This window comes from Parvularcula maris (assembly GCF_024505085.1).
Classification (GTDB): Bacteria; Pseudomonadota; Alphaproteobacteria; order Caulobacterales; family Parvularculaceae; genus Parvularcula; species Parvularcula maris.
In genome coordinates this window covers 253938-264105 of the sequence record NZ_JANIBC010000004.1, presented here as the reverse complement: position 1 = coordinate 264105, position 10168 = coordinate 253938, and the positions used below count along the sequence as shown (strand labels likewise).

12 protein-coding genes are annotated in these 10168 nt (G+C 64.7%); 4 read left to right on the top strand and 8 right to left on the bottom strand.

Annotated features, from left to right (window positions below; translation table 11 throughout):
* Nucleotides 1-85 precede the first annotated feature (85 nt).
* Together NOG11_RS08235 and NOG11_RS08230 are read right to left on the bottom strand one after the other, a co-directional pair.
* The gene (locus tag NOG11_RS08235) at nucleotides 86-721 is read right to left on the bottom strand and encodes a YceI family protein (RefSeq protein ID WP_256619261.1); all 636 of its coding nucleotides are present in this window, start codon (nucleotides 719-721) and stop codon (nucleotides 86-88) included.
* Nucleotides 721-1314 (bottom strand): cytochrome b, encoded by a 594-nt coding sequence (locus NOG11_RS08230; protein ID WP_256619259.1) that lies wholly within the window; start codon nucleotides 1312-1314, stop codon nucleotides 721-723. The genes NOG11_RS08235 and NOG11_RS08230 overlap by 1 nt, the downstream gene beginning before the upstream one ends.
* A gap of 243 nt (nucleotides 1315-1557) precedes the next feature.
* Between NOG11_RS08230 and NOG11_RS08225 the strand changes: the two genes are divergently transcribed.
* On the top strand, nucleotides 1558-2328 hold the full coding sequence (locus NOG11_RS08225) for a PhoH family protein (protein WP_256619257.1): 771 nt from the start codon (nucleotides 1558-1560) through the stop codon (nucleotides 2326-2328).
* Nucleotides 2329-2471: 143 nt separating this feature from the next.
* On the opposite strand, the gene NOG11_RS08220 is transcribed toward NOG11_RS08225, so the two are convergent.
* Nucleotides 2472-3116: a glutathione S-transferase family protein gene (locus NOG11_RS08220; protein WP_256619255.1), complete on the bottom strand. Its 645-nt coding sequence runs from the start codon at nucleotides 3114-3116 to the stop codon at nucleotides 2472-2474.
* Between the two features lie 109 nt (nucleotides 3117-3225).
* On the opposite strand from NOG11_RS08220, the gene NOG11_RS08215 reads away from it, so the two are divergent.
* A complete protein-coding gene (locus NOG11_RS08215) occupies nucleotides 3226-3993 on the top strand; it encodes a hypothetical protein (protein WP_256619253.1) in 768 nt (255 codons plus the stop codon).
* Nucleotides 3994-3999: 6 nt separating this feature from the next.
* On the opposite strand, the gene NOG11_RS08210 is transcribed toward NOG11_RS08215, so the two are convergent.
* On the bottom strand, nucleotides 4000-4806 hold the full coding sequence (locus NOG11_RS08210) for an inositol monophosphatase family protein (RefSeq protein ID WP_256619252.1): 807 nt from the start codon (nucleotides 4804-4806) through the stop codon (nucleotides 4000-4002).
* Nucleotides 4803-5045 carry a DUF3253 domain-containing protein gene (locus tag NOG11_RS08205; protein ID WP_256619251.1) on the bottom strand — a complete coding sequence of 81 codons (243 nt, stop codon included), beginning with the start codon at nucleotides 5043-5045 and terminating at the stop codon, nucleotides 4803-4805. The genes NOG11_RS08210 and NOG11_RS08205 overlap by 4 nt, the downstream gene beginning before the upstream one ends.
* Before the next feature lie 69 nt (nucleotides 5046-5114).
* On the opposite strand from NOG11_RS08205, the gene NOG11_RS08200 reads away from it, so the two are divergent.
* Nucleotides 5115-6056, top strand: a complete 942-nt coding sequence (locus tag NOG11_RS08200; protein WP_256619249.1) for a haloalkane dehalogenase — start codon at nucleotides 5115-5117, stop codon at nucleotides 6054-6056.
* A 3-nt stretch (nucleotides 6057-6059) separates the two neighbouring features.
* On the opposite strand, the gene NOG11_RS08195 is transcribed toward NOG11_RS08200, so the two are convergent.
* The gene (locus tag NOG11_RS08195) at nucleotides 6060-6908 is read right to left on the bottom strand and encodes a fatty acid desaturase (RefSeq protein WP_256619247.1); all 849 of its coding nucleotides are present in this window, start codon (nucleotides 6906-6908) and stop codon (nucleotides 6060-6062) included.
* Nucleotides 6909-7028: 120 nt separating this feature from the next.
* Nucleotides 7029-7337, bottom strand: coding sequence for a metalloregulator ArsR/SmtB family transcription factor (locus tag NOG11_RS08190; protein WP_256619246.1), 309 nt, complete (start codon nucleotides 7335-7337; stop codon nucleotides 7029-7031).
* A 105-nt stretch (nucleotides 7338-7442) separates the two neighbouring features.
* Here NOG11_RS08190 and NOG11_RS08185 point away from each other — a divergent pair, with 105 nt between their 5' ends.
* Nucleotides 7443-9593: a malate synthase G gene (locus tag NOG11_RS08185; protein ID WP_256619244.1), complete on the top strand. Its 2151-nt coding sequence runs from the start codon at nucleotides 7443-7445 to the stop codon at nucleotides 9591-9593.
* A gap of 48 nt (nucleotides 9594-9641) precedes the next feature.
* Here NOG11_RS08185 and NOG11_RS08180 read toward each other — a convergent pair whose 3' ends face one another.
* Nucleotides 9642-10160: a Dps family protein gene (locus NOG11_RS08180; protein ID WP_256619242.1), complete on the bottom strand. Its 519-nt coding sequence runs from the start codon at nucleotides 10158-10160 to the stop codon at nucleotides 9642-9644.
* Between the last annotated feature and the right edge of the window lie 8 nt (nucleotides 10161-10168).

Below are 10168 nucleotides of genomic sequence, written 5' to 3'. Positions count from 1 at the left end.
CTATGCAACTGAAGCGACGATGACCCATCCGCTCCAGCCTCCACCCTACGCAGCCGCCTACGGGCGGTCCTTGGTGCTGCGCGGCTTACCCCGCAGGCGTAGCCTCCATATGGAGCAGCACCTCGACCTCATAGCCGACCCAGCGGTCGTCCTCGAACTCGCCCTGGCCGATGCCGAAGTCGGATCGGTTGAGCATGACGCTGCCGTCAGCGACCGCCCTTCCAGCTTCGTCGATCGTCAGCGTGAACGGCATCGACACATCGCGGTTCACGCCCTTGATCGTCAGTGTACCGTCGGCGACATAGCTGCCTTCGCCTGTCGAGCTGATATCGGCGGAGCGGAACGTCGCGGTGGGGTGTACCGCCGCATTGAACCACCCCTCCTGCGGCAGCGCTTCGTTGCGTTCGGAAGTGCCTGCATCGGCAGAGGACAGGTCGATCACCGCCTCGATCTCGCCCTCCTCCTCCGGCGCTTCGGGATTCAGGATGATGCCTGCGTTCCAGCGGCCGAAGCTGCCCTCGAAGCTGTTGCCGTTCTGGGTCGCGCGGAAGCCTATCCTGGAGGCCCCCCGGTCGATCTCCCAGTTCGGCGCACCGGACAGGCCGGCCGTCGCCAGCTCTGCCTCGCTCAGCTCGGTAGCGGGCGCTTCCGCCGCCTCTTCTCCGCTTCCGCAGGAGACGAGAACGAGAGCGCTAGACGCAATGAGAAGGGAACGGAACATCAGTGAGCCTCCTTAGGGCTACTATCACGGCGCAGCTTGCTATGCAGGGCGCTCGGCACCATGCGCAGCAGGACGCTGTCCTTGTCGACGAAATGGTGCTTCAGCGCCCCGCCCACATGCAGGACCAGAAGCCCGATGGTGATCTTGGCGAGCACTTCATGGGTCTCGATCCAGAAGCTCTCCGCCGCCTCGCCCACCGGCACGGGCCAGTGGGGCACGGGGATCACGTAGAAGATCTTCGTGTCGATCCCCAGCGGCGAGGCCGACACCATGAGCCAGCCGGTGAGCGGGATACCGATGATGAGGGCGTAGAACCCCACATGGGTGATCCGCGCCAGCACCCTCTCCCAAGGCTTCATATGGTCCGGCAATGCAGGCGCCTTGTGCGTCAGCCGCCAGCCGAGGCGAAGCAGCGAGAGTGTCAGCACGATCAGCCCGAAGCTCTTATGGAGCTGGTACATCGTGTATTTCGTCTCGGAGAAGGCGAGGTTGTGCATGATGAACCCGGTGGGAATCTGCACGATGATCATCACGGCGATCAGCCAGTGCAGCGCCTTGGCGACGCTCGAATAGCGCTGTGTTTCGGTGCTCATCCGCGCACTTTCGAGCCCATCGGCGAGGGCCGCAAGCGCCCATCGCAGCAAGGCAGGTTTGCCCCGAGCGAAAAGGCCGTCGCGATTTCTTCACTTCGTTTGCGCGCGAATCAGGTCTCACTGTGACCCATGAGGACAACGCCGCGTACACCCAGGCGATCTGCCCCCAGCGCAAGGAGCGCAGCGGGCACCCCTCACCCCCCGCCCAAGCTTTCAGTAGCCGCACCGTAAAGGAGATGCGTCATGGCTCGTCGATCCGCAAAGAAACTGGTCAAGAGATCGGGTACACAAGGACAGCAGGACCGCAGAGCCATGGAGGACAATGTCCGGCCCCTCTTCGAGGACGGATGGTCACCGATCGAAGGCGTGCCCGAAGCGCCCCGCGACCGCAGCTACAAGAAGAACCTCAGACCGCAGAACGAAACGCAAGGCCAGCTTTTCACCCAGCTCGACGAGCACAATGTCGTCTTCGCCCTAGGCCCCGCCGGGACCGGCAAGACCTATGTCGCGGTCGCCAAGGCGGTCGAAGCGCTGGAGGCCGGGAAGATCGGGCGCATCGTCCTCTCCCGCCCCGCCGTGGAGGCTGGCGAGAGCCTGGGCTTCCTGCCCGGCGACATGGAGGAGAAGCTCTCCCCCTATCTCCGCCCCCTCTACGACGTGCTGACCGAGCGGCTCAGTGCCAAGAGGGTCAGGCAGCTTATGGGTGAGGGCGTGATCGAGGTGGCGCCCATCGCCTTCATGCGAGGCCGTACGCTGAACAACGCCTTCGTGGTCATCGACGAGGCGCAGAACTGCACCTATGCGCAGCTCAAGATGCTGCTGACGCGGCTCGGCTGGCACTCCACCATGGTGGTGACGGGCGACCCGGACCAGTCGGACCTCCTGCCCGGCATGTCGGGGCTGGCCGAGATCGCCGACAAGCTCGAGGCGGTGGAGGAGATCGGCGTCACACGCTTCGAACGGGGCGACATCGTTAGGCACCCGCTGGTCGCTAAGATGGTGGAGCAGATCTAGCCGCCGTCATCCCGGAAAGCGCGTCGCGCTTATCCGGGACCCATGGACCGTTTTCGGGCTACGCAGAACAACTGTTGGAAAGAAACCTGACCGTAGGCCATGGATCCCGGATAGCCTTCGGCTTCCGGGATGACGGCGGCGCTTCACTCATACCAACCGAGCCGCTCCTCCTCCCTCGCCCCCTCGCGCCACTCCTCCATCGCGGGCAGGCTCCAGACCGCATCCATGTACTCCTGATACGGCGCCATGGCCTTCACCGGGCCATAGGTCCTGATGCGCGAGACCACCGGCGCGTAGAACGCATCCGCCGCGGTAAAGCCCCCGAAGAGGAACGGCCCGCCCGAGCGGCTGAGCGCCTCGTCCCAGATCGCGGCGATACGGCGAAGGTCCTTGGCCACCCCCGGCGGGCAGGAGAGCCCCTTGTGCTCGCGGATCATGTCCATCGGCCAGGTGCCGCGAAGCTGACCGAACCCCGCATGCATCTCGGCCACAGCGAAGCGGGCACACGCGCGGGCCTTAAGGTCCTCCGGCCAAATACCTTTCTCGGGATAGAAGTCAGCCACCGTCTCGGCGATGGCCAGGCTGTCGCCGATGCCGCCCTCCCCCCAGGAGAGATAGGGCACGAGGCCCGAGGGGGAGTGCTTCAGAAGCTCCTCGCGGCTTCCCGGCTGATCCAAACGGATCAGCTTCTCACGGAACGGCACCTCCAGAACCTTCATCAGAAGCCATGGCCTGAGCGACCAGGAGGAGAGGTTCTTGTTGCCGATGACGAGGGTGAGGTCGGTCATGGAAGGCTCCTGAAACTTGTCCCCGCCGATCTCTGACAGCCGTAAGGGGACAAGCAAGGCATTCTTGGTTAGAACCCTCCGGAAAAGGCAGTTCAGGGGCTTTGGAGATATGGCGAGACGGCAGAGCAGCCAGACCATGGGCGGCGAGGAGGTTCGCGAGGAATCAGGGTGGCGCTACCCGCTCCTCATCTTCTTCTTCACCCTCGTCCTGTCGGGCTTCGTGCTCTTCTACTATCTCGGCCCGAGCCCTGACGAGCTCGCCGGCGACGTGCCAAGGCCGAGCCTGTCGGACGATGCCGTGGTGCTCTCCGTCGGCGGGCTCCAGTTCGAGGTTCCGGCCAACCACACGGTCTTCCCCAAGGACCGCCGCCCCGGCGCGCGCGACACGCTGGCGCTCTACGCAGCCTGGCCGCGCATGGACGGCTACACTACTTCCCGCAAGCAGGATTTCATGGAGAACCGCCCCAACTCGCGGCGGATCGACGTGCTGATCGAGGAGAACAACACACCCTTCGACGAGAAGCAGCGCCTCGAGATCCTCTACAAGCAGCATACGACGAGCGCGGGCGGCGTTCCGGCCGAGAACGGGCTCACCCGCTACGAGTTCGGCAAGGGCTCGAGCCTGACCCCCGGCGCGGGCTACGAGAACCGTGTGATGTATACCGGCACGACGGAGGGCGGCGAGGAAGCGGTCATCTTCTGCTACGACTACGACGACGAGGAACTCGTCCCCGCCGACTGCTTCCGCATCTACGATGTCACCGAGGAAGTCTGGGTACGGTACATCTTCAAGGAAGTCTACCTACCCGAATGGCGCCGCATCGACGAAGCGGTGAAAGAGTTCGTGGGCGAGCTTCGGGTCGAGGGTGAGGTTTGAGAGAGTTCAAACCTCCCCCAACACCTCCGCATACCCCTCCCAGTCACCCGCACGCCCCGTCACCAGCATCGGCCGTGGTTCCCTAGCTACCGGCGTGTAGGCCTCGCCATCCGGCAGGAACCCGAACCGTCCGCCTGCCTCCTCGACAATGATCTGCCCCGGCGCATGGTCCCAGGGGGTCATGATGTATTGGATCACGTAGTCGATGATCCCGCGCGCCGTATCGGTGTAGGCGTAGGCGGAGCACCGTCCCTGCCTCGTCTCCCGGCCCTTTCTGGTCGCGAGGTCGAAGGTGCTGCGGTAGGGCTCCTCCACATAGGTGCGGGAGAAATCGCCCGAGGCTTCCGAGAAAGGCTTCGTCCCGCCGCACCGGAGCCTCTCGCCGCCAAAGAAGGCGCCGCTCCCCTCCTCCGCGACCGCGCAGCGGCCATCCACCGGCAGGTAGATGAGCCCCGCCCGGACCTTCTGATCACGGACCAGCGCCGCCATCACGCCGAACCGGTCCGAGCCGTGTACGAAGTTGTTCGTGCCGTCCACCGGATCCACCAGCCAGAACGTTCCCTCACCGGCCAGGGCCGCGGCGGAAACAGTACCTGCGCTCACCGCTTCCTCGCCGATGACCTTGGAGCCCGGCAAGAGGTCCTCGAGCGCGCGGGTCAGGAACAGCTCCGCCTCCCGGTCGGCCACGGTGACGAGGTCCTGCGGCCCGGACTTCTCCTCCACTTCCCCCTCCGAGAGGCTGCGCCAGCGCGGCATGATGAAGGTCTCCGCCGCCTCGCGCAGCAGGGCTTCGGCCTTGACGAGATCGGTCATCGTTCCCCCCTCGACCGGTAGCGCACCGGCCCCCTCGCGCTGATCGGATCGACCGGCTCGCCGCCCTGGGTGACCTCGATCCTGCCCTCTTCGGCCAGCATACGCCCGGCCGCCCGCACCTCGTCCATCAGCGGCCTCCAGTCCTCAGGCGCGAGCGCGCGGGCCGCTTCGGAGGGGCAGATGCTCTTCCCCTCTCCGCGTTCGGCGAGGAGCTGGAGAATGATGCGGCGCGGCGTCATGCGGATGGCTGTAGCCGCGTGCCGGTCCAGCGGCTACCCTCCGGGCCGATCAAGGACAGGAGCCACGCCATGCCGCCCGAAGCCCTGCGTACACCGGACAGCCGCTTTCGGAACCTGCCGGACTTCCCCTACGAGCCCCGCTATGCCGAGGACCTCGAAGGCTATGAAGGCCTGCGCATGGCCTTTATCGACGAGGGGCCACGCACCGCGCCGGTCTTTCTGTGCCTGCACGGCGAGCCGAGCTGGTCCTTCCTCTACCGCCACATGATCCCGGTGTTCCTCAAAGCGGGCGGCAGGGTCGTGGCGCCCGACCTCTACGGCTTCGGCCGCTCCGACAAGCCGATCCGCCAGGAGGACTACACCTACAGCTTCCATCGCGGCTCGCTTCTGGCACTGATCCGTAAGCTGAACCTTCAGAACATCACCCTGGTCTGCCAGGACTGGGGCGGCGTTCTGGGCCTGACCCTGCCGATGGAGGAGCCGGAGCGGTGGCGGCGGCTTCTGGTGATGAACACCTCGCTGCCGCTGGAGCCGGGCTCCAGCATCGTCGCCGAGGACCTCGCCCGCCCCGAGGACCAGCGTAAGACGGGCTTCGGCAAGTGGCACGCTATCTCACAGCGTACGGACGACATGCCGGTGGGGCACATCGTCAATATGGGCGCGGGCCAGAAGCTGACCGAGGCGGAGATCGCGGCCTATGACGCCCCCTTCCCCGACAAGAGGTCCAAGGCGGGCGCCATCGTCTTCCCCCGCCTCGTCCCCTTCTCCGAGGCGCAGGACGGCTACGCGATAGGCCGCCGCGCGGTAGGGTTCTGGAACGAGTGGGACGGGAAGAGCTTCATGGCCATCGGCGCCGCCGACCCCGTGCTGGGCGTCCAAGCCATGGAAGCGCTCCGAGCAGAGATCAAAGGCTGCCCCGAACCCATGATCATTGAGGAAGGCGGCCACTTCGTTCAGGAATGGGGCAAGGAGATCGCCGAAGCAGCGCTGGAGCGGTTCGACGGGGTCTAAGCTTCAGACCTCGACCCTCAGCACACGGCGGACGACCGCGCAGCCGGAACGCCGGTCTCGCAATCGGACCAACGTGCTGCGGGCTTCCAGATCGCTGGGCGTGACGAGACCCCATACGAGGCCAACCCGCTGCATCGCCTTCAGTGCCCACCAGCCGGGATCGGGCTGGTCGTCGTCCAAGCCCAGGCGAGCCGAACCGGGAAAGGCATGGTGGTTCGCATGCCAGCCCTCACCCATGGATAGCGCTGCCAGGAGCGGGACGTCCCTCCCCTGCACACCCGCTCCCCTGATATGCCAACGGCTCGGGCCGTGATTGTGGGCTAGGTGCCCCACATACCAGTGCCCGGTCACGCTGAGTGCCACGCGGGCGCACACGCCCCACACCACGAAACCCCACCCGCCGAGCAGGTAAAGCAGCACCGCCAAGGGAAGCTGTTGCAGCATCCAGCTTCGCTCCATCACATGCAGAAAGCCGTCGCTGCGGCGTTCCGGCTCGAGGACGAAGGCGGGAGGAACGTCAAAGGCGACATCGCAGTGCACTTGCCACCAATAGTCCTTCAGCATGGGCGAGCCGTGGCGAACATAAGGGTGGCAGCCCGGCACGCGCTGTGCCCAGTCGCGGATGTCATGCTGGCGCATCATGCCGATCGGACCGTCCATCCCCACCAAGGTGCCGAGATAGATCATCAGCCTGTCAAGCCAGCGAAGACACTGGAAGCTGCCATGGATCAGCTTGCGATGAAGGCCAAGGGAGTGACCGAAAAGAAGCGTCACTCCCGTCAGTACGAGGAAAACCGCGAAGGCACTTAGGCTGAAGGTCAGTGGGCCGAAGACCAGTGCGATGGCGGTCATCGACCCTATCCAGAGAGACTTCGAAGGCTTCCAAGCAACCTGTGCCTTCGAGACATCCGTGCCAGGAGCGGGAACCAACCTCTCCGAACCCTCACGCCAATCCATCTTCGCCTCCTTCGGCTATTGTGATTTGTCGCCCTTCTGACGGCTTTCCTTCTTGAGAGGCCGCGAGACCGGGCAGACCTCCTGCACGAAACCGTTGAGGGTGTTCACGAGGTTCTCCTGAACCAAGCTGTAACGCATGAACTGCCCTTCCTTAGTTCCCTCGATGAGACCTGCATTTTCGAGAACGGAAAGATGCCGCGAAATGGAAGGCTTGGTCATCTCGAAGCGCGCTGCGATCTCCCCCGCCGTCAGGTCGGATCCAGACAGATAAGCGAGAATTTTGCGCCTCGGCGTCGAGGAGAGGGCTTCGAACACTTTATCCATGCCCTAAACTAATTAGCGAATTAGCTAATTGTCAAGCTAGCTATTTTGCCTTTCGCATCGCAGCACGCTACCTCGCGAGCAAATGCTTTGAGAGGGCTTCACCACATGACCGATACCGTTTCCGCCGCCGGGCTAGAGATTGCCAAACCGCTCTACGATTTTATCGAAGGGGCGGCATCCGGTGCGGGGATGACCGGGGACGAGTTCTGGAATGCTGTGGCGCGGATCGCCCAGGCGCACGCGGCCACCAATGAGAAGCTGCTGGCGAAGCGCGAGGACCTGCAGCAGCAGATCGACGCCTGGTACGAGAAGAACGGCCCGCAAGGTCCCGAGGCGCAGGAGGCCTTCCTGCGCGAGATCGGCTACCTCGTGCCCGAAGGCGGCGACTTCACCATCGAGACCTCGGGCGTCGATGCGGAGATCGCGCAGATTTCCGGTCCGCAGCTCGTGGTGCCGATCAAGAACGCTCGCTATGCGCTGAACGCCGCTAATGCCCGCTGGGGCAGCCTCTATGATGCGCTCTACGGCACGGATGTGATCGGTGAGGAAGACGGCGCCGAGCGCGGCGGGGCCTACAACCCGGTGCGCGGCGGGAAGGTCATCGCGTTTGCCAAAGATTTTCTCGACCAACGCTTCCCCCTCCAGGGCGCGAGCCACACCGACGTTTCTGCCTACAAAGTAGAAGGCGGCCAGTTCCTAGCCGAGCTGGGCGGCGGCGCGACCGTCGGTCTTCAGAACACCGATCAGTTCCGCGGCTATCAGGGTCAGGAGGGCGAGCCGACTGCCATCCTTCTACGGAACAACGGTCTCCACGCCGAGCTGATGATCGACCGCTCCCACCCCATCGGCAAGGACGATGCGTCAGGCCTCGCCGATGTGATCCTCGAGAGCGCGATCACTACCATCATGGACTGCGAGGACTCCGTCGCCGCCGTGGACGGCGAGGACAAGACCGAGGTCTACGCCAACTATCTTGGCCTCCTGAAAGGCGACCTCACCACCTCCTTCCAGAAGGGCGGCGAGACAGTACAGCGCGGCCTCGCCGAGGACCGCACCTACACCGCCGCGGACGGCTCGGAGCTGCTCCTCAAGGGCCGCGTGCTGATGCTGATCCGCAATGTCGGCCACCTCATGCGCAACCCCAGTGTCAAGCTGCCGAACGGCGACGATATCTTCGAGGGCATGCTCGATGCCTGCGTCACCGGGCTTCTCGCCAAGTACGACGTCGGCGCCAAGCGCAACTCCGCCCACGGATCGACCTATATCGTCAAGCCGAAGATGCACGGCCCCGAAGAGGTCGCCTTCGCCGTCACCCTGTTCGAAGAGGTCGAGAAAGCCCTTGGCCTGCCCGCCAAGACCCTTAAGATCGGCATCATGGACGAGGAACGCCGCACCACGGTGAACCTCAAGGAGTGCATCCGCCAGGCCAAAGACCGGGTCATCTTCATCAATACGGGCTTCCTCGACCGTACCGGCGACGAGATCCATACGGCCATGAAGGCCGGGCCATTCAAGCGCAAGGCGGAGATCAAGTCCGCCCCGTTCATGACCGCCTACGAGGCGTGGAACGTCGATAACGGCCTCGCCGCGGGCTTCAAGGGACGTGCACAGATCGGCAAGGGTATGTGGGCTATGCCCGACCTGATGAAGGACATGCTCGCCCAGAAGGCGGGCCACCCGAAAGCGGGCGCCGACTGCGCCTGGGTTCCCTCCCCCACCGGCGCGACGCTCCATGCGCTGCACTATCACGAGGTCGATGTGGACGCCGTGCAGGACGAGCTTGCGAGCCGTCCGCGTGCGCCCCTCTCCGACATCCTCACCGTGCCCCTCGGCGATCCCTCTTCGTGGTCTGCGGAGGATATCCAGGAGGAGCTCGACAACAACTGCCAGGGCATCCTCGGCTATGTGGTGCGCTGGGTGGATCACGGGGTCGGCTGCTCGAAGGTGCCGGACTACTACGATGTCGGCCTGATGGAAGACCGCGCCACCTGCCGCATCAGCTCCCAGCATGCTGCCAACTGGCTCGCCCACGGCATCGTCACCCGCGAGCAGGTCGAGGACACCCTCCGCCGCATGGCCGCCAAGGTGGATGAGCAGAACGCGGGCGACCCGAGCTACCGCCCCATGGCGCCTGATTTCGATGGTTCGCTGGCTTTCCGCGCCGCCTCCGAGCTGATCTTCGAGGGTGCCAACCAGCCATCCGGCTACACCGAGCCGATCCTTCATAGGACGAGGCTGGAACTGAAGGCTAAGTAGGGCGGAACGCGAAGCTTTCCGCCCCCTTTCGACACCCCGGTCTTCGGCCTACTGAAGGTGGGAGCGGACCATCCAGGCCTGCTTGTCCAGCATGAACGCCGTGCCGATCAGCAGGTCCTGGGTCGGCATGTCGCCGCCTGTGTTGCCGATCCGCTCGTAGAGGCGCGTTCTCACCCCGTCATAGGCCGCTGCCAGCGCGCGGAGCGTTTCCTCCTGGGCGCGGGTATCGGCTGGCGGAGCACTGACGCCGCTTTTTTGCGCCACCGCCGCCGGTCGTCCATCGGCGGGTTGGCCCAGCGCTCGCAGCCGCTCGGCGACCTCGTCGATGGGCGCGTCAAGCGCGGTGTAGAGCTCGCCATAGAACTCGTGAAGCTGGTAGAAGTCCGAGCCGGTGATATTCCAGTGCTCCTGATGTACCGCGTGTTTCAGCGCGATCAGGTCGTAGAGCGTAGCCTGCAGCGCGCCGGAAGAGGTGCTGACGACCTCCTGCTCGAGCGGCGCAGCGCCGTCTTGAAGGGCGATGCTGGATGAGAGCGCGAGAACGGCGGCGGCGGTGAGAGCGATCATGAACGGCT

Coding starts and splice junctions, on each gene's coding strand:
- NOG11_RS08235 (WP_256619261.1), bottom strand. CDS start 721: ATGTTCCGTTCCCTTCTCATTGCGTCTAGCGCTCTCGTTCTCGTCTCC.
- NOG11_RS08230 (WP_256619259.1), bottom strand. CDS start 1,314: ATGAGCACCGAAACACAGCGCTATTCGAGCGTCGCCAAGGCGCTGCAC.
- NOG11_RS08225 (WP_256619257.1), top strand. CDS start 1,558: ATGGCTCGTCGATCCGCAAAGAAACTGGTCAAGAGATCGGGTACACAA.
- NOG11_RS08220 (WP_256619255.1), bottom strand. CDS start 3,116: ATGACCGACCTCACCCTCGTCATCGGCAACAAGAACCTCTCCTCCTGG.
- NOG11_RS08215 (WP_256619253.1), top strand. CDS start 3,226: ATGGCGAGACGGCAGAGCAGCCAGACCATGGGCGGCGAGGAGGTTCGC.
- NOG11_RS08210 (WP_256619252.1), bottom strand. CDS start 4,806: ATGACCGATCTCGTCAAGGCCGAAGCCCTGCTGCGCGAGGCGGCGGAG.
- NOG11_RS08205 (WP_256619251.1), bottom strand. CDS start 5,045: ATGACGCCGCGCCGCATCATTCTCCAGCTCCTCGCCGAACGCGGAGAG.
- NOG11_RS08200 (WP_256619249.1), top strand. CDS start 5,115: ATGCCGCCCGAAGCCCTGCGTACACCGGACAGCCGCTTTCGGAACCTG.
- NOG11_RS08195 (WP_256619247.1), bottom strand. CDS start 6,908: ATGACCGCCATCGCACTGGTCTTCGGCCCACTGACCTTCAGCCTAAGT.
- NOG11_RS08190 (WP_256619246.1), bottom strand. CDS start 7,337: ATGGATAAAGTGTTCGAAGCCCTCTCCTCGACGCCGAGGCGCAAAATT.
- NOG11_RS08185 (WP_256619244.1), top strand. CDS start 7,443: ATGACCGATACCGTTTCCGCCGCCGGGCTAGAGATTGCCAAACCGCTC.
- NOG11_RS08180 (WP_256619242.1), bottom strand. CDS start 10,160: ATGATCGCTCTCACCGCCGCCGCCGTTCTCGCGCTCTCATCCAGCATC.